Below are 17,043 nucleotides of genomic sequence, written 5' to 3'. Positions count from 1 at the left end.
ATCACCCGCCGCCGCGGACCCGGGCAAGCATGGCGAGATTGCCGAGATAAATCGCAACCGTCAGCGCGCCGAAGCTGATCCGCCCCGGAAGCAGGCGATGGGGATAGTTGGGATCCGAGGCCATGAAGAGAAAGGTCCACAACAGCCCGACCGCGATCCACAGGCCCAGGATCAGCGCAATCCACAGGGCCCAATGCAGCTGGGAGGTCCGAGCCCAGAGTACGGCGACGACGGTGGAAAGCAGCAGCAGCACAGCCCATGCGACACAGAAGCCGAGGAACGCCAGGAACGCTCCACCGCCCGGCCCTTTGGGATCGATCACCATGTACCACAGCACGGCGGCCAGCGTCAGAAAAGCGCCGCCCATCGCGGCGTGGAGCCACACCCACAGGCCTTGGCCGACAAAGAAGGTAAAGATATCGCGGGGGCTGATGTTCGATTACTGAAAACCGCCGGGCCGAAAATCAATGCCCTTCTTCAGTCCGAACGTCATCGCGATCGTGCGCGAGCGCGGAGGAAGCCGCGGGGTCTGCCTGTTACATGTTAGCGCCCACGTGCGCGAGGCGCGGCCTCTCAGGAAAGAAACGTGGCGTGAAGTTCCTTGCGAGCTACGAGGCGTTGACGGCGCTCCCGCAGGGTCTCTTCTATCAAGTAACAGGCAGCCCCCGTTGGAATTGATCCTGGAAACGCGGTCGCGACTACTTCGCTGCCGGCGCGCCCGCTTTTTTCGCCGGTGGATTCTTGCCCTGCGCGCTGACGACCTTGGGCTTGTCGATCTTCTTCGCGCCGGCAGGCAGGGCGGCTTCGTCGAAGCGGAGAACCGGACCGTCATCGAGCGTCTTCAGCAGAATTTGTTTCACGTAGGTTTTGTGCGGAGTACCGGCGTGGAGCTGGATGGCGATGAGTCCGGCAAGGGCGCGGTTCTTCTCGTCGTGATCGACGAAGACCGACGTGGTCCGGCCGTTGATCTTGTGCTCGAGCCGATTGCCGCGAGCGATGACCGTGAACTCGTTCCATTGCGAAAGATCCGCGGTCACACGCGGGCGTTCCCCCACCTGCCAGCGCTGGCCCGTCGGATCCATGACGACGTCGACGCCGTTGTAGCCGAAGATGCCGCGGCCGCGTTCCTCATAGGTCATCGCCGTGTGAACGTCGACCGGGTGGACGTCGCACTGGTAGCCAAGAATTGTCCATGGTGTGATCTCGGGCAGGCGGCGGCTGCGATACTGGATGCCGGAATTATTGTCTCCGATAATGCGGATCGTGGCGCGCAATTCGAAATCCCTGGCCGTGCCTTTCCAAATCAGAAACGAGTTGGTCTTCGGGCGGCCGACTTCGCTGGTGCCGACAATGACGCCGTCTTCCACGGTCCAGAGGCCGGGCTCGCCGTCCCAGCCGGTGAGATCCTTGCCGTTGAAGAGAGGGACGAAGCCGTCCTGCGCGACAGCACGCAGGCAGCAAAGCGAGAAGAGGAAAACGCGAAGGAGGTGCATAGGGGTGGACGTGACGATGCGCTGATTGGCGCTGGAATCCACCCTTACCTTGGGCGGGGTGCGGCAAACGAATCGGGTCGTAGGGCGGGTTCAACTGCCGGCAACCGGCCAGCGGGCCGCGGCGTAGGTGCGCATGGCGTCCAGCGCGGCAGTGACCACCGGCGACGGGCGACCGAGCCACAGCGCGACAATTTCCACGACGGGAAAATCGTCGAGCGGCAGCGCGCGCACGTTGCGATGGAGCGCAGTGCCGGCGAGACCCACGCCCAGGCCGTAACCGTCGGCGACAAACTGAGCGACGGTTTCAAGCGAGCTGGCGACAATCGACGGCGTCCACGCGCGGCGGTAACGAACGAGGCCGCGTTGAAAGTGACGGCTGATGGTCTCGCTTTCCCGGATCGAGATAAGCGGTTCGTTGAACGCGGGGCGCGCCCAGAGCGAGGCGGCATCGCGCAGCGGTGATCGCTTCGGCACAAGCAGCACGAGCGGGAGGCGGGCGAGCAGCTGGCGGGACAGACCGGGAGCGGGCCGGCGATCGAGGGCAGTGACCGCGAGATCGATCTCGCGGTCGAGCAGCCACGATTCGAATTCCGGCTGGTAGCCGGAACGAAGCTGCAGCCGCAACGCCGGATGCGCGCGCTGCACCTCGCGCAGCACGGCGGGCAGGTGGTCCCGCAACACGGGCTCCGCGGCACCCAGTCGGAGCTGCGGTCCGAATCCGGTGCGCAGCTGATGCTCCATGGCATCGAGCTGCTCGAAGAAGGGACGAACGAATCCATACAGCGCCTCGCCTTCCGGCGTGAGGGCAAAGGGCGTGCGCAGAAAAAGTTTGGTGCCGAGTTGCTTTTCCAACTGCAGGAGCTGCCCGCTGAGCCCGGGTTGCTGAATCCCATAGGGCATGTGACGCACGGCCCGGCTGATGCCGCGGTGTCGCGCGACGTAATAAAAAAGCTCGAGGTGATGCGGATTGAGCATGCGTCGGTGACAAACGAGATCGCCGGCAGCACAGCAGGGCGGGGCGAAGGGTGCAATCCCCGGGCCGGCATCGTGTGCCGCGATGGACTGAATCGAAATTATCGATTCACGGTTCGGACCGGAATCCGCGATACTGGCGTCACACCTCAAACCACATTTCACATGAAGCCATCACTTCCCTGGGCCAGCTTACTCGGACTGGCGGTCACGCTGGCAGGAGTGTCAGCCTTCGCAGCAGAATCTTCGTCCCGGGTCGCAGCGGTGGAGCGCGTGGGCGTGTACGATTCACGCGCGCTGGCCTACGCGCATTTCTGGAGCGCGGCGGAGACTCAAACCCGGAATGCGACCCTTGCGGCCGGCAAAGCCGCGCAGGCGGCAGGAGATGCAGCGAAAGTGAGGGAGCTGAGCGCACAGATCGCAGCCGCGCAGGAACGCTCCCACCAACAGGTGTTCGGCACCGCGCCGGCCGACGATGCGATGGCCGCCTTGAAGGAACAGATTCCGGCAATCCAGCGAGAGATGGGCGTGACGCAGCTGGTTTCGAAGTGGGACGGGACGGCGCTAAAAGGAGTCCCGGAGTCGCAGCGCGTCGATGTCACCGACCGGCTCGTACGGGAGTTTGAGCTCGATCCCAAACGGTTGAAAACGCTCGAGGAACTGAGGAAATCGAAGCCGAGCAAAGCCTCCCGGATTCGAAACACCTGAAGGATCTGAACCGGACTCACTTCTCCGTCATCACATAGCGTCCGTCCCAATCCGGCGCGGGAGGATCGGTCCGGCGCTCCTCCACGACTTCAATGAAAGCGAGCGAGGGATTTGTTTTCACCCCGGGAGTCCTGCCCGGCTGGTTGGGCTCGAGGGTTGCGCTTTGCTGGAAGAGTGCGACGGCCCCATCCCAGTCGCGCGCGTAGTAGCGTTCGAGTCCGCGCTCAAACACCGCGATGCATTCAAGCGCGGTCGGCGGGAGCGACTCCTTCAACCCGACAATCTCAAAGATCGGCACGGCCTGCTGGCGTCCCATGACCTGGATTTTCCCCAGTGCGCGGAAGACGACGCGATCGCCGTGCTGCTCGCACGCGCGCTTTGTCGCCTCGGTGGCCATCGTGTAGGCGCCCCAGCGTTTCGCGCCGGACTCCATGCGCGCGGCGAGATTCACGTTGTCGCCCATCATGGTGTAGTTGAACCGGGTCCGGCTCCCCATGTTGCCAATGGTCGCCATGCCACTGTTGAGTCCGATGCGCGACTGCATCTTCCAGACGATCTCGGGCCACTTGTCGCCTTCGGCCTTCCACTTCGCGCGCAGCTCGCCGAGTTTCTGGTGGACCAGTTGCGTCGCGACGCAGGCGCGATACGCGTGATCCGGCAGCGCAATCGGCGCGCCGAACATCGCCACGACGGCGTCACCGATGTACTTGTCGAGCGTGCCGCCCTGCTCCTGCACGATGTCGGTGCACGCCGTCAGATACTCGTTCATCAGCTCCACGAGCTTCGCGGGCGGCAGTTTTTCGGAGAAGGACGAAAAGCTCTGAATGTCGCTGAAATAGGCCGTGATTTCCTCCTCGTGGCCACCGAGCTGCGGCGCTTCGCCTGAATCGATCATCTTGTCGACCAGCTGAGGTGACACGTAGGTGCCAAACATTCCCTTGATCCTTCCCTTCTGTTTCTCCTCCAGCAACAGCCGCCAAATCACACCGGCGAAACTGGTCGACAGCGCCGCCCCGAGTGGCGCGGCCATCGGCAGCACCAGATGACCGTCCTTGAACAGCCTCACACACAGGCCGCAGTAAAGCGCCACCAGCGCAACGGCCGACAACTTGTACCACAGGCCGCGCGCGCCGCCCTTCATGGCCAGCGCGGTCACCAGCGCGGTCAGCAGGAACACGTTCACCCACGTCACCCAGGGCGAGACGTGCGTCAGGAATTTTCCCGACAGGATCGTTTTCACCATGTTGCCGTGCACACCCACCTTCGGCACCGGCGTACTTTCCATGCCCGACGGCGCCAGATCCTGCAGCAGGGTGTCGGTCGGCCCGATCAGCACGATCGCACCCCGGAACCAGGCAAAATACTCCTCGGCCGCGGCGCGCTCCTCGGCCTTTTCCGAGGTGAGCTTGCGTTCGTAACCGAGCACGTCCGCCAGGCTCACGCGCGGATTCAGGTCGGGATGGCCCCAGCGGGAAAACCAATTGACCTCCACCAGTTGCCCTTCGCGCAACGGCACGGTGAGCGCGACGCGGCCGTCCTTGTGCACAATCTCGAGCCGGTCGCCGTAGATCTTCACCGCCTGCTCGTCCAGACCGAGAGCCTGCAACACCAGCTGCAGCGACATGTGATACAGCGTCGGGTTGACCGTGTGCGCGAACATCGGGACCCACCGCGGCACGACGTCGCCGCCGTATTCGGTGTCGAAGTCGATCAGCCCGACGCGGCCCCACGTGGGCGTCACCAGCGGATACTGCGGCATCTCCGGCACATCGTTCTTCGAACGATCCGTCATGTTCCGGCGCAGGAGCGGCAGCCGGCGCACGGTCTGGTCGGCCTGCGTGACGGCCTGGCCTTCGGTGTACTGGACGGCGAGAATGATGTTCGGGTGTTTCCGAATCACGCGGGCGAACGCGATGTTGCCGTCGCTGGCTTTCTTCTTGTCGACAATCTCCGAGTAGCTGAGGCCGGAGAAAACGAAATCAAAGCCCACCGCCCGAGCGCCGCCCTTCTCGATCAGCGCGGCGGCGGCGAGGCCGAATTTCTCGCGACTCCAGGGACGCTCGCCCAGCTCCTGCAGCGCGCGCGTGTCGAGATCGACGTAGATGAGTTTGACCGGCGCTTCAATTTCTCCGCGCAGCCGGAAACGGAGATCGAGCAGGTTGTTTTCGAGCCCGCTCAGGAACTGAAATTGTCCCAGCAGCGCCCACAAGAAGGGGATTGGCAGCAGAAGGAGGTAACGCCAATCGAACTTCGCCCGCGAGAGTTTCGACACAGTGCGCGACGCTACCCAGGCGAAGATCAAATGAAAGCTCATTCGGCCCGCGGGCCGCGCCGACGCGGCTTCCTTGGCAACCGTCACCGCGCGGCCGAAGGCAACACGCGATCTTAGCGACCGTCACCCGGAGTCGTCCGCGGCGGAGCTGACGGCGGCGGCGGCGGCTGCCCCTCACTCTGCTGCAACGGCGACGGCGGCGGGCCCTGGGTGTTGGAACCGGGCTTCGGCGCCTGGTTCTTCTGCTGCTGAGCCTGATCCATGTCGACCTGGCTGAAACGCGACTGCTGCTGCGTCTGGAGAATTTGCAGGGTGGCCGACTGCAGCGCGGCCGCCGCTTCGGGCGAGATCGGCACCGTGCCGAGCGGACCGCCCGGTCCACCGGCTCCACCTGGTCCGCCTGGTCCGCTGGTGGGAACGCTGATCGTGACGGCGTTGGTCGTAGGATCGACCTGGGCCACGACTTGAATCTGCTGACCAAGCGGGACGTTCACCGCCGCCGCGCCGAGTTGCGTGGTGCCCTCATAGAGCACGACGCCTTCAGATGTGCTCAGCTGGAAATTGAAAGCACGGCCGTTGCCGGTCGGGCGATAGACAATGCGAAACGTGGTACCGCGAATACCGGCGGCGCCCGCCGGGGTGCTGACCGAAAACGTCGAGCCGGCCGCGCGATTCAGCGTCTTCACGTTGCCGACCATCTCGCCGAATTCGAGGCGCAGATTGGTCTGGGAACGCGTCGGCTCCGCGGTCAACGCCGCGACATTGGGCACGTCCGCTTGCAACGGATCCATCAGGAACTCCTGAATTTCGAGGCGGGAATCGCTGCCCACCCGGACCGTCGAACCGTTGGCGAACACCAGGACGACACTGCTCTCACCCTTGCCGGTGACGATCGCGTTGTCCTGGATGAGCGTGTCGTTGTTTTTCAACGGCGTCTCGCTCTTGTCGGTCAGATTGATCTTTCGGACGTCGCCGCGAACATTGGACGCCTTGATCGCTCCCACGACCATCGACGCGGGGGCCGGGCTGGCCACCGCCGCTTGCGCGGTGGCCGGCAGCCACAGCAGACAGGTCAGCGCGCAGAGCAGAATCGAACGGCAAAGTAAGGTCATGGGACGAGGAAACGCCGTTACGGGCGCACGTTTAACTTCGCTCTTAATGCTTCTCCCTCGGTGTTGCCAGGGTCAAGGGATAAACAAATTGCAACAGCACGGAGCGCCGCCTCCCGCTGCTTCGTATCGCGTGAGAGATGGCATGCGTAGTAATACCACACGTGCGAGTGCTGCGGGGCGAGATCGCGGGCCCGTTCGAAGGCCGCGCGCGCCGCGTCCGTCTGGCCGCGCAGGTCGAGCGCCACGCCCAGTCGAATCCAGAATTCGGGGACGACCCCCGAAGCGGCGATGGCGCGGCGGGCCGCAATTTCCGCCGCCTCACCCCAAGCGGGCCCTCGGCCAGATTCGGCGAACGTCTGCAGGGCCCGCACAAACGCCAGATCCGACCACGCCTGGGCGTTCGCCGGATCCAGCGCCACCGCCCGCTCCAACGCGCCCATGGCTTCGCGCAGCCCGGCCGCATCCGGTCCCGTGCGCCCGTGAAACTGCCGGTCGATCGCCTGCCGCGCCTCATTCCGCAGCGCCTCGGCTTGCTGCATCCGGACCACGCCCACCACGACGAGGACCGTTGCCACCATTCCCGCCCAAGCCGCTCCCCTTGCCCAGCGGCGGCGCGGGCGGGTCACGATTGCGGACGGTGCGGGGGAAATCGGCGGCACCGCCAGCGCCGCACAGGTGGCAAACGCCAGCGCGAGCGCGGGAATCTTCCAGTGAAAGTCCACCCCGAGGTGGATCGCGAACGCCAGCAAGCCCACGCCTAGTCCGCCACCCACTGCAAAGGCGTCGCGGCCGGCGCGACTTCTCCGGTCGTTCGCGCCCGCCTGACGCCAGCTGCGCCACGCCACGCTCGCCACGACCCCAAAGAAGAGGCCGAAGCCGATCAGCCCGTAGTCGCTCAGCGTATTCAGATAGTCGTTATGCGCCCATTGCGGATCGTCGATGAACCCCTTTGGCCGGTGCCGCTCGAAAAGGGTATTGTAGCTGCCGCCGCCGGTTCCAGTCAGCGGCCGGTCGCGAAACAACTCCCAGCCGGCCCGCCACAGGATCGGCCGGCTCAGCTCGCCCCCGTGCGTCACCAACTGGCCCACGCGATCCCGCACACCGGGAGACGCCTGGTAAGCCACGGCTCCCACCACCGAAAGTCCGATCGAGACAGCGACGGCGACGGCGAGGCGGCGCGACCAACGCCAGCGACGGATCGCGAGCGGCCAGATCACGCAGGCGAGCGCCAAGCCGAGCCAGGCGCCGCGGCTCAGCGTCAGCAGCAAGCCGAAGGCAAACACCGCGCCGATCCAGCCCCACAGCACGCGTTGCGTCACCGACGCGGAGCGCCGAAAAGCCCGTACGCTCACCGCCGGCAGGAGCAGCAGCAGCAACGCCGCGAGACTGTTGGGAATGCCGAACGGTCCGCTCGCGCGGTGGAGGAATTGGTCAACCTGATGTCGGCCGAGCATCAGCCAGCCGGGTGCCACGAAGCGTTGGTAGCAGCCCATCGCGACCGCGATCAAGCCGAGCCCGATGAGGACGCCTAACAGAACGCGGCGCGGGGCGGCTGACCGGATGCCGTTCAGCACCACGCTGAACGTCGCAATCATCATCGTCCAGTTCCACGCGTCACGCCAGCCGAGCCACGGGACGGGCGACACGAGCAGGATGTTCAGCACTACGTAGCCGAGGAACGGGAGCAGCCAGAGATCGGCGCGATGGCGCGGAAGCGCCGGAGTTTCGTACGCGAGGGCGGCCAGATGCAGGACAAACAGAGCGCCGGCAAGCGCCGTGGTTACGACCATCGTCTCTGACCGGTAGCCGCCGAGGCAGAGCGTGGTCCAGATCAGGTTCGCGCCGAGCAGCGTCAATTGCGCCCATTCCCAGCGGGAGGAGCGCGCGGAACTGGAGTCGGTCGCTTGCAAACGTGGGCGTCACCTTGCGCGCACCCGGCGCATGCTCCCAGAAAAAACGGCGCCACCGGGAAGGTGGCGCCGTTTTGAAATCAGCGGAAGGAATCGATGCTACGGCGATCAGGTCGTCGGCACCGTCTGGATCGTCTTGATGATCCGGCCGGCGACGAGATACGGGTCCGCCGCGGAGTTCGGACGGCGATCTTCGAGGTAGCCCTTGTAGCCGTTGTTGACGAAGCTGTGAGGCATGCGGATCGACGCGCCGCGATCGGCGAGGCCGTAGGTGAACTTGTCGATCGACTGCGTCTCGTGGAGGCCCGTGAGGCGCAGGTGATTTTCCGGACCGTAGACCGCGATGTGTTCGTCCATGTGCTTGGCGAAGGCCGCCATGAGCTTCTCGAAGTAGGCTTTGCCGCCGACTTCGCGCAGGTGCTTGGTGGAGAAATTCGAGTGCATGCCGGAACCGTTCCAGTCGAGCGAGGCGTTGAACGCGCCCAGGATCGGTTTGCAGCGCCATTCAATGTCGATGCAGTACTTCTCACCGAGACGGGCGAGAATGTAACGGGCGACCCACATCTGATCGGCCGCGCTCTTGGAGCCCTTGCCGAAGATCTGGAATTCCCACTGGCCCTTGGCGACCTCGGCGTTGATGCCCTCAAGGTTGATGCCGGCATCGAGACAGATGTCGATGTGCTCTTCGACGATCTCGCGGGCGACGTCGCCCACGTTCTGATAGCCCACACCCGTGTAGTACGGGCCCTGCGGGGCCGGATAGCCGCCCTTCGGGAACCCGAGGGGAGCGCCGTCCTGATAGAAGAAATACTCCTGTTCGAAACCGAACCAGGTGTCCGGGTCATCCGGGATCGTCGCGCGAGAGTTTGACGGGTGCGGCGTCTTGCCGTCCGGCATCATCACTTCGCACATCACGAGCACGCCGTTCTTGCGCGTGCTGTCCGGATACACGGCGACCGGCTTGAGCACGCAATCGGAGCTCTTGCCTTCAGCCTGCCGCGTCGAGCTGCCGTCGAAGCCCCAATTGGGCAGTTCGGCGAGCTTGGGAAAGCTGTCGAATTCTTTGATCTGCGTCTTGCTGCGCAGGCTGGCGAGCGGCTGATAGCCATCGAGCCAGATGTATTCCAGTTTGTATTTGGCCATATGCGGTGGTTTGGGCAGGGTTGGGAGAAGTTTTTTCGAGGAGCGTGGACGGCTTTTCCTCCGTGAAACCAAAAGAAAAACCTGATCCGCAAATCAGCAGCTCACATGCCAGAGGCAACCACAAGTTTCATTCATGACACTTTTCTCATTTATCCGCTGCATTGATGCGAACGGCGCCGCTTGCCAATGCAAACGACTGCGCAAACACTCGGTGCCCCAAGCATGCAAGAAATGAAGAACACCGCGCGCGCCAGCGTGCGGATTGGGTTCGATGGCCGGGTGCACAAGATCTTCCGCGGCCACATGGCCCGCGAACGATTCGAGCACGAAGTCCGCGTGTTGCGCTACCTGGAAACCCGCGGCTGCACCTTCGTCCCGCAGCTGCTGGAGGTGGATCCGGAAACCCTCAAGATCGTGACGACCAATTGCGGCGGCCGCGTGGACCAGTTGAATCCGGAGCGACAGGTGGCGCTTTTCGCCGAACTGGAACAGTACGGCGTGCGCCACGAGGATCGCGAGCTGCGCAACATCACCTACCGCATCGCCGACGGACGGTTCTGCATCATCGACTTTGAGTTTGCCACGATCCTCGACGATGGCACCGGTCATGCCCTTTCCTTGAAGCCTTCATTGAATCCATGAGCGCGGCCGAACCCCTGTCACCGCCGCCCTCCCCGTCTGCCACCACGCCCCCGCCCGAAATCCACTGGTCGGGCCTCACCCACATCGGCAAGGTGCGGAAGAACAACGAGGACACCTTTCTCGCCCTCGCCGTCGACGGCCATGAAGTGCGGTACCTGGGAAAAACCGGTCACGCCTCGCTCGCCGGCTGCGATTTCGTGTTTGCCGTGAGCGACGGCATGGGCGGCGCAAAGTCCGGCGAGTTTGCCAGCCGGATCGCCGTGGACCGGATCACCCGGCTCTTTCCCCGCACCTTCCGTCTTGCGGCCGCCGGCATGGGCACCGGTTTCGCCGACATTCTCTCGGAGCTCTTCACGGCGATTCACAACGACCTCCTGAAACTGAGCTACTCCTACGAGGAGTGCGCGGGCATGGGCGCCACCCTGAGCCTCTGCTGGTTCACGCCGCAATGGATGTATTTCGGGCACCTCGGCGACAGCAGGATTTATTATCTACCGTACGACGGCCCGCTGTCCCAGGTCACCCACGACCATAGCCACGTGGGCTGGTTGCGGCGCAATGGCCGCATCAATGAACGCGAAGCGCGCACCCATCCGCGCCGCAACGCGCTGCAGCAGGCGCTCGGCGCCGGACACCAGATCATCGATCCGCATATTGGCGCAGTCGGGCACCGGCCCGGCGATCGGTTTCTGATTTGCTCCGACGGACTGACCGACGGCCTGTGGGACCGCAGCCTCGCAGAGGGCCTGCGCGGTCCCGCCGAGATCGGCGACCAGCGCAGCCTCGCGCAACGACTGGTGGAAAGTGCGGTGGAAGCATCCGGGCGCGACAACACCACAGCCGTGGTCATCGACTTGGTGGCGCCTCCGCCGCGGCCATCGGCCACTTGAGCGTCCACCCGATTTCGCCCGCAGGAAACCAGCCGCAAGCGAAACCGTGCGCATGAAGACCCTGCTCTTTGTCTACGGCACGCTGAAACAGGGCTACAGCAACCACGGTCACCTCGCCGACCAGACTCGCGTGGCCGCCGCTCGCACCGTGCCGGGCTATCGCCTTTACGATCTCGGCGGCTATCCGGGGTTGGTCTCCGTTCCCACCGACACCGGGGGCGTGGTGGGCGAAGTGTGGTCAGTCGACCCGGACGCCTTGCGCCGGCTCGATCACTTTGAAGGGGTCCACGAAGGCCTCTATCGCCGTGTGCCGATCCGATTGCTCGCTCCGTTTGCCGACCAACCGGTCGACGCCTATCTGCCCGCGAAACCGATCCGCGGACATCCCGAGGTCGGCGCGGAGTGGATTGAGCCGAGGGCCTAGCAATCAGCGCGCCGCGACCAAACCCTAGGTCTTCAGCGCCTTCTTGGGCATCCGCTTCACGTTCACGAAGCGCGCCCGGAAAAGCTCCTCGAGCGTTTCCCGCACCTCCGTGGGAATGCGCTCAACGAGTTCGTTCAGCGGCGGCAACGCCTTGCTGTCATTCTCCTCCGGCGCTTCGTCTGCGGTCTTGGTGGCTACGACCGGCTCCCCCCGTTCGCGCGCGTCGGCAAGGAACGCCGCTTCCGCGGATTCGTCCGGCCAGGTCGCGCCGCCCGTTTCTTCCGATGCAGCCACGACCGCCACGGCGGCCACCGCTTCGGCGGCTTCACCGGACTCCGCAGCTGCGGCCGGTGCCACTGACATCACCGTCAACGCACTTGCCGCCAGAGCGCTGGAAGCGGCGGCGGCGCTGAGGCCGAACGCCACGCCCAACCGGGCTTCGAGCCGGTCAATCAGCCCTTTTTTTTTTCGCCGTCGTCGGTCGCCGCAGGCGCTTCATCGGCCAAAGCGACGAGTTCCTTGATGAGACTGTCGATCGCGCGTGAACGGCTGGCCTCGACGGCTTTCAACAGCGTGACCTCGAAGTTAATTTTCTCCGCCAGCCCGAGTTTCACGCTGCCTTCGCCTTCGCGCAGGCCGTCGAGCATTCGCGTGAGTTGCTCGGTCGTCATCGCGACGCCCCCGAGCTGGACGCTCTTTCCGCCCTGCGCAATCGCATCAAGGAGCGCATTGCGCACCAGCGCCTGCAAATCGACCAGCAGCCGCACGAGATCGCGGCCGGCAGAGTCGCACGCGTCGACGATGGCGACGATCTTCTGGTGATCGCCCGCCGCGAGCGCGGCGGCGAGTTCGGCAATCTTCTCACCGGCCACCAGGCCGTACACATCGAGGACATCCGGCTCCGTGATTTCGTTGCCGCAGAACGAAATCATCTGATCGAAAATCGACTGGGCGTCGCGCATGCCGCCGTCGGCGAGCCGGGCGACACACGCCAGCGCCTCGGCGCTGACCTTGATCTTTTCCTCGGCCGCGATCTTGCGCAGCCGCTCCACGATGAGATCGTTCGGAATCGGCTTGAGGTCGAAGCGCTGGCAGCGCGACACGATTGTCGGCAGCACCTTTTGCGGGTCCGTGGTCGCGAAGACGAACTTCACGTGCGCCGGCGGCTCCTCGAGCGTCTTCAGCAGCGCGTTGAAGGCCGCGGCCGACAACATGTGCACTTCGTCGATGATGTAGATCTTGTATTTCCCCTGCGCCGGCGCGTAACGCACCGTCTCGCGCAGGTCGCGCACCTGGTCGACGCCGTTGTTCGAGGCACCGTCGATCTCGATCACATCGAGATGCGAGCCCTCGGCAATCGAGACGCAGGCCGGATCGTTGACGTCGAAGTCCGCCTTCGGTCCATCCGTGCAATTCAGCGCCTTCGCAAAAATCCGCGCCGTCGACGTCTTGCCCGTGCCGCGCGGACCCACAAACAAATAGGCGTGCGCGATGCGCTGACGGGTGATCGCGTTCTTAAGGGTGCGGACAACGTGATCCTGGCCGACGACATCGTCGAATGTCTGCGGCCGCCATTTGCGGGCGATGACCTGGTAGGTGGAGGACAACGAAGGTGAAAGTTGAGAGGTAAAAGTGGGAAGTCCGCCAGCTGCAAGTCGGACCGCACCAGCCTCACTCCAAGCAGTCACGTGTCTTTCAACTTTCAACCTTCAACTTTCAGCTTCTGCCGCGACGCGGCAGAAAAAATAAGTGGCCAGGCAATCCACGGCACTAGGAGGACGTCGTTACCGTTGCTACCTTCCGGTCCTGGCGGAGTTCACGCGCCTGCCCATGCATGGCGCCTGGCCGGGGCGAACCATGCGGCGGGATCACGGCGGCGCAACTGCTAATTCGCGATTGTCACGGAGCCGGATTCCACGCGTCGACTCCAGCGCGGCGGAGCGCCACCGCTGCCGCGTGCGCGGGGGCCGCCTTACGGCACCACCGGCGCAACGGGATTCGGCCGCACGGGCGCTGGACTCGCATTGACGCGACTCTGCGCCTCGGCGGTCGCAGCCTCGGCGCGTTTTTTGCGATCCGTCTGCAGCCGCTCCTCGACTTGCTTGCGCATCTTTTCCAGCTCGCCGCGTTGCTCGAGTGTAAGCACCGCCGACACGTCGGCATACATCCGCTCGGTGACGCGGGCAACGTCCGCAAAATTCTCCTGCCGCAAACGGTGAAAATCCTCTCCCGCCCGGCCCAGGATCTTCTTCAATTCCTCCCGCTGATCGTCCGTCGGTTTCAGCCGACGCGTGAACTGCGTCATCAACTGCGGCGTGATCGGATTCGTACGCGCCTGCACCCCGCCCGGGTTCGGCGCCTGGGGCCCGGCCACGACGGTCTTGGGCGCATCCTTCCTCGGCGGCAGGACGTTCAGCGGCCGCTCGCCGCGGGGACCGTTAACGATTTTCCGCGCCGACACGCCGACCGTGAACACACCGCCAAAAATCGCGCCGGCGATGAACACGCCGACAAACGCGAACAGCACTTTCCACGGCACGTCCATCCGATCAGTCGGCGAAGTCGATGACGAGTGCGACGGCGTCATCTGCTGCCGTGAGATCGACGTCCTCACTCTGGGACTGGGCGATCGCATTCACCGGCGACTCCGAGAAGGCCTGGTAGTTCAATGCAACGCTGCAAAGGGCCAGCAGCGCGGCCACGCCGACCGCTCGCAGCGCGAAGCGCTCCAGCAGCGAGACGACCCGCCGCTCCTGCGCGAAGGCCAGTGCCGCCACCCGGGTGGTAAAGCCATAGGGTGCAGCCGGGGCGTTTTCCTGCTGCGCCGACCGCGCGGCGGCGGTGAGGCGGCCCCACGGATGGCGGGGATCATTGATGTTGTGACTCATGATCGTTCCTTTCGTTGTAGTTCCTGAAAGAGCTTCTGCAACTTCCGTCTCGCGCGGAAAGCACGCACCTTGATCAACGACTGGTTCCAGCCGGTGAGCTCGGCGATCTCGGCAATGGTCTTCTGCTCGAGGTCGAGCAGGCGGATCACCAACTGATCGTCGGGCTTCAGCTGGCCCATCAACTTGTGCACCAATTCGTGCGCGGCCATGGCGTCATTGGCCGGCACGTCATTCTCGTTGGTCATCACCGCATCGAGGACATCGGCTTCGTTCTCGGACAAATCCGCCCAACGAAACTCCGGCCGGCGCTTTTGCGCCCGCAGGTGATCGATGCACGTCGTGACCGCAATCCGCGACACCCAGTGCGGGAAAGGGACGGCACCCTGATACTGTGACAACCGCGTAAACATCTTCAGAAAGATTTCCTGGGCCAGGTCTTCCTCGGCGACCCGCCGGGGCAGATGGGAACGCACGATGCGAATGACCAAAGGGTAAAGGTGGTCGACGAGCTCCCGTGCAGCCGCCTGATCGCGCTGGCGCACCCGATCCAGGCAGCCAGCCAGATCGAATGGCGGCACATCGTCGTCAGGCATGGGCGAATGGAGGCAAGGTCATGCACGACAGGCAAGACGCGCCTTGGTGCGGCGGGTTACCACCTCGCGCCCGCATCGGAACCCGCCCTTGACTTGTAGTCGCGCGCATCGCTACGACAACGTCCTCTAATGCGAGACTTGTTTCAGGCCCTTCGACTTACCACCGCGCACGACCTCTGAGTTGCCGCCTAGCGGCCGGTCGTGCGTTCGCCTGAAGTTATCTATCGCGCCCTCCGTGTGGCGTGTGTTATCTGCCCGGTTTTGCCGGTCGGATCGTCAGTCAAACTCTCGTCCTTACTTTTTTGTCAGTTGAATTTCTGGTCATGCAACCTGCTCCCGTCACGAAATACCGACCGTTTCCGCCCGTAAACCTGCCCAATCGCCAGTGGCCCAGCCGCACCCTGACCCAGGCTCCGATCTGGTGCAGCGTCGACCTCCGCGATGGCAACCAGGCTCTCGCCCAGCCAATGAGCGTGGAGGAAAAACTCGAGTACTTCGCGATGCTGGTCCGCATCGGTTTCAAGGAAATCGAAGTGGGCTTTCCCTCCGCCTCCCAGATCGAATTCGATTTCTGCCGGCGGTTGATTGAGGAAAACCGGATCCCCGACGACGTCGCGATCCAGATTCTCTGCCAGTGCCGCGAGGAACTGATCATCCGCAGCATCGAGGCCCTGAAAGGCGCGAAGAACGCGATCTTCCATCTCTACAACTCGACCTCGCCGGCACAACGGAAGCATGTCTTCAACGCGAGCCGCGCCGACATCGTGAAGATTGCGGTCCAAGGCACGGCTTGGGTGAAACAGCACTCGCAACCGCTCATCGCGGCCGGCACCCGGATGCGTTTTGAATACTCGCCGGAGAGTTTCACGAGCACGGAACTCGAGTTCGCCCTGGAGATCTGCGAGGCGGTGACCGATGTCTGGCAGCCGACCGTCGCCGACAAGATCATCCTGAATCTCCCCGCGACCGTCGAATACGCCACGCCGAACGTCCACGCCGATCAGATCGAGTGGATGGCGACGCATCTCACCCGACGCGACCGCACGTTGATTTCCCTGCACACGCACAACGATCGCGGGACCGGCGTCGCAGCCACCGAACTGGCCATGCTGGCCGGTGCCGACCGCGTCGAGGGCACGCTCTTCGGCAACGGCGAACGTACCGGCAATCTGGATATCGTGACCGTCGCGTTGAATCTCTACACCCACGGCATTCATCCGCGGCTGGACTTCAGCAACATCAACGAAATCCGCGAAGTCTACGAGCGCACCACCCGCCTCGAGGTGCCCGCCCGCCAGCCCTACGCCGGCGAACTCACGTTCACGGCGTTCAGCGGCTCGCATCAGGACGCCATCAAGAAATCCTGGGCGGTGCAGAAACCCAACGAACCGTGGGACGTGCTCTACATTCCGATCGACCCGGCCGACATCGGCCGCAGCTACAAGGCGATCATCCGCATCAACGCCCAGTCCGGCAAAGGCGGCGTCGCCTACGTGCTCGAAAACGAGTTCGGCTACTCGCTGCCGAAATTGATGCACAAGGAAATCGGCCGGCTCATCAACGATGTGGCCGACGCCCGCGGCACGGAATTGCAGCCGGCGGACATCCACGACGTCTTCCGTCACGAATACCTCGAGCGGACGTCCCCGATCGTCCTGCAGCACTTCAAGACCACCGAGCGGGACAGCTCCGTGACCTGCGAAGCCGCGGTCACGCTCGATGGCTCCCTGCACCATCTGCTGGGCCACGGCAACGGCCCGATCGACGCCTTCACCCGCGCACTGGCCGCGACAGCGCTGCCAAAGTTTGAAGTGCTGAGCTACGCCGAGCACTCGCTGGGCAAGGGCTCCGAGGCGCGCGCGGTGAGCTACATCCAAATCAAAACGGAGCGTGGCCTCACGCTGTTCGGCGCCGGCATCGACACGAACATCGAGCTCGCCTCCATCAAGGCGATCGTGAGCGCGCTCAACCGGGCGCTCGCCAAAAAGTAACTCCC

17 protein-coding genes and 1 other RNA gene are annotated in these 17,043 nt (G+C 64.0%); 5 read left to right on the top strand and 13 right to left on the bottom strand.

Annotated features, from left to right (window positions below; genetic code table 11):
• Position 1: 1 nt before the first annotated feature.
• From ACLJEU_RS07875 to ACLJEU_RS07865, 3 genes are all read right to left on the bottom strand, one after another.
• A complete protein-coding gene (locus tag ACLJEU_RS07875) occupies positions 2-385 on the bottom strand; it encodes a hypothetical protein (protein WP_414662058.1) in 384 nt (127 codons plus the stop codon).
• A gap of 313 nt (positions 386-698) precedes the next feature.
• Positions 699-1,493 carry a 3-keto-disaccharide hydrolase gene (locus ACLJEU_RS07870; protein WP_414662057.1) on the bottom strand — a complete coding sequence of 265 codons (795 nt, stop codon included), beginning with the start codon at positions 1,491-1,493 and terminating at the stop codon, positions 699-701.
• A 90-nt stretch (positions 1,494-1,583) separates the two neighbouring features.
• Positions 1,584-2,468 (bottom strand): LysR family transcriptional regulator, encoded by an 885-nt coding sequence (locus ACLJEU_RS07865; RefSeq protein ID WP_414662056.1) that lies wholly within the window; start codon positions 2,466-2,468, stop codon positions 1,584-1,586.
• Between ACLJEU_RS07865 and ACLJEU_RS07860 the strand changes: the two genes are divergently transcribed.
• Positions 2,394-3,173 carry a hypothetical protein gene (locus tag ACLJEU_RS07860; RefSeq protein ID WP_414662634.1) on the top strand — a complete coding sequence of 260 codons (780 nt, stop codon included), beginning with the start codon at positions 2,394-2,396 and terminating at the stop codon, positions 3,171-3,173. The two genes, ACLJEU_RS07865 and ACLJEU_RS07860, sit on opposite strands and share 75 nt — an antisense overlap.
• Positions 3,174-3,189: 16 nt before the next feature.
• Here the strand turns inward: ACLJEU_RS07860 and ACLJEU_RS07855 are convergent, their stop codons facing one another.
• The 4 genes from ACLJEU_RS07855 to ACLJEU_RS07840 all read right to left on the bottom strand — a co-directional run bounded on the left by ACLJEU_RS07855 (position 3,190) and on the right by ACLJEU_RS07840 (position 9,610).
• Positions 3,190-5,445: a CHASE2 domain-containing protein gene (locus tag ACLJEU_RS07855; RefSeq protein WP_414662055.1), complete on the bottom strand. Its 2,256-nt coding sequence runs from the start codon at positions 5,443-5,445 to the stop codon at positions 3,190-3,192.
• 113 nt (positions 5,446-5,558) lie between these two features.
• Complete coding sequence (locus ACLJEU_RS07850; RefSeq protein ID WP_414662054.1) at positions 5,559-6,557, bottom strand: FecR family protein; 999 nt, start codon at positions 6,555-6,557, stop codon at positions 5,559-5,561.
• Positions 6,558-6,574: 17 nt separating this feature from the next.
• Positions 6,575-8,467 carry an O-antigen ligase family protein gene (locus ACLJEU_RS07845; protein WP_414662053.1) on the bottom strand — a complete coding sequence of 631 codons (1,893 nt, stop codon included), beginning with the start codon at positions 8,465-8,467 and terminating at the stop codon, positions 6,575-6,577.
• A gap of 108 nt (positions 8,468-8,575) precedes the next feature.
• Positions 8,576-9,610: a glutamine synthetase beta-grasp domain-containing protein gene (locus tag ACLJEU_RS07840; RefSeq protein ID WP_414662052.1), complete on the bottom strand. Its 1,035-nt coding sequence runs from the start codon at positions 9,608-9,610 to the stop codon at positions 8,576-8,578.
• A 222-nt stretch (positions 9,611-9,832) separates the two neighbouring features.
• Between ACLJEU_RS07840 and ACLJEU_RS07835 the strand changes: the two genes are divergently transcribed.
• From ACLJEU_RS07835 to ACLJEU_RS07825, 3 genes are read left to right on the top strand one after another with little or no spacing between them, the layout of a single operon-like run.
• The gene (locus tag ACLJEU_RS07835) at positions 9,833-10,252 is read left to right on the top strand and encodes a BUD32 family EKC/KEOPS complex subunit (protein ID WP_414662051.1); all 420 of its coding nucleotides are present in this window, start codon (positions 9,833-9,835) and stop codon (positions 10,250-10,252) included.
• Complete coding sequence (locus ACLJEU_RS07830) at positions 10,249-11,142, top strand: PP2C family protein-serine/threonine phosphatase (RefSeq protein WP_414662050.1); 894 nt, start codon at positions 10,249-10,251, stop codon at positions 11,140-11,142. The genes ACLJEU_RS07835 and ACLJEU_RS07830 overlap by 4 nt, the downstream gene beginning before the upstream one ends.
• Positions 11,143-11,194: 52 nt before the next feature.
• Positions 11,195-11,566 carry a gamma-glutamylcyclotransferase family protein gene (locus ACLJEU_RS07825; RefSeq protein ID WP_414662049.1) on the top strand — a complete coding sequence of 124 codons (372 nt, stop codon included), beginning with the start codon at positions 11,195-11,197 and terminating at the stop codon, positions 11,564-11,566.
• Positions 11,567-11,590: 24 nt separating this feature from the next.
• On the opposite strand, the gene ACLJEU_RS07820 is transcribed toward ACLJEU_RS07825, so the two are convergent.
• From ACLJEU_RS07820 to ACLJEU_RS07795, 6 genes are all read right to left on the bottom strand, one after another.
• Entirely contained in the window at positions 11,591-11,992 is a 402-nt protein-coding gene (locus tag ACLJEU_RS07820) for a hypothetical protein (protein WP_414662048.1), read from the bottom strand.
• A gap of 26 nt (positions 11,993-12,018) precedes the next feature.
• A complete protein-coding gene (dnaX, locus tag ACLJEU_RS07815; protein WP_414662047.1) occupies positions 12,019-13,173 on the bottom strand; it encodes a DNA polymerase III subunit gamma/tau in 1,155 nt (384 codons plus the stop codon).
• A gap of 141 nt (positions 13,174-13,314) precedes the next feature.
• Positions 13,315-13,413: signal recognition particle sRNA small type (gene ffs / locus ACLJEU_RS07810), an RNA gene on the bottom strand.
• A gap of 125 nt (positions 13,414-13,538) precedes the next feature.
• A complete protein-coding gene (locus ACLJEU_RS07805) occupies positions 13,539-14,153 on the bottom strand; it encodes a hypothetical protein (protein ID WP_414662046.1) in 615 nt (204 codons plus the stop codon).
• Positions 14,116-14,454 carry a hypothetical protein gene (locus ACLJEU_RS07800; protein WP_414662045.1) on the bottom strand — a complete coding sequence of 113 codons (339 nt, stop codon included), beginning with the start codon at positions 14,452-14,454 and terminating at the stop codon, positions 14,116-14,118. The genes ACLJEU_RS07805 and ACLJEU_RS07800 overlap by 38 nt, the downstream gene beginning before the upstream one ends.
• Positions 14,451-15,047 carry an RNA polymerase sigma factor gene (locus ACLJEU_RS07795; protein WP_414662044.1) on the bottom strand — a complete coding sequence of 199 codons (597 nt, stop codon included), beginning with the start codon at positions 15,045-15,047 and terminating at the stop codon, positions 14,451-14,453. The genes ACLJEU_RS07800 and ACLJEU_RS07795 overlap by 4 nt, the downstream gene beginning before the upstream one ends.
• Before the next feature lie 323 nt (positions 15,048-15,370).
• Between ACLJEU_RS07795 and leuA the strand changes: the two genes are divergently transcribed.
• Positions 15,371-17,038: a 2-isopropylmalate synthase gene (leuA, locus tag ACLJEU_RS07790; RefSeq protein ID WP_414662043.1), complete on the top strand. Its 1,668-nt coding sequence runs from the start codon at positions 15,371-15,373 to the stop codon at positions 17,036-17,038.
• Positions 17,039-17,043: the final 5 nt, after the last annotated feature.

The organism is Terrisphaera buseokensis (assembly GCF_047521145.2).
GTDB lineage: Bacteria > Verrucomicrobiota > Verrucomicrobiia > Opitutales > Opitutaceae > ER46.
The sequence above is the reverse complement of the archived record's forward strand: the minus strand, read 5'-3'. Positions and strand labels throughout refer to the sequence as shown.

Coding starts and splice junctions, on each gene's coding strand:
- ACLJEU_RS07870 (WP_414662057.1), bottom strand. CDS start 1,493: ATGCACCTCCTTCGCGTTTTCCTCTTCTCGCTTTGCTGCCTGCGTGCT.
- ACLJEU_RS07840 (WP_414662052.1), bottom strand. CDS start 9,610: ATGGCCAAATACAAACTGGAATACATCTGGCTCGATGGCTATCAGCCG.
- ACLJEU_RS07795 (WP_414662044.1), bottom strand. CDS start 15,047: ATGCCTGACGACGATGTGCCGCCATTCGATCTGGCTGGCTGCCTGGAT.
- ACLJEU_RS07865 (WP_414662056.1), bottom strand. CDS start 2,468: ATGCTCAATCCGCATCACCTCGAGCTTTTTTATTACGTCGCGCGACAC.
- ACLJEU_RS07835 (WP_414662051.1), top strand. CDS start 9,833: ATGCAAGAAATGAAGAACACCGCGCGCGCCAGCGTGCGGATTGGGTTC.
- leuA (WP_414662043.1), top strand. CDS start 15,371: ATGCAACCTGCTCCCGTCACGAAATACCGACCGTTTCCGCCCGTAAAC.
- ACLJEU_RS07850 (WP_414662054.1), bottom strand. CDS start 6,557: ATGACCTTACTTTGCCGTTCGATTCTGCTCTGCGCGCTGACCTGTCTG.
- ACLJEU_RS07800 (WP_414662045.1), bottom strand. CDS start 14,454: ATGAGTCACAACATCAATGATCCCCGCCATCCGTGGGGCCGCCTCACC.
- ACLJEU_RS07825 (WP_414662049.1), top strand. CDS start 11,195: ATGAAGACCCTGCTCTTTGTCTACGGCACGCTGAAACAGGGCTACAGC.
- ACLJEU_RS07805 (WP_414662046.1), bottom strand. CDS start 14,153: ATGACGCCGTCGCACTCGTCATCGACTTCGCCGACTGATCGGATGGAC.
- ACLJEU_RS07830 (WP_414662050.1), top strand. CDS start 10,249: ATGAGCGCGGCCGAACCCCTGTCACCGCCGCCCTCCCCGTCTGCCACC.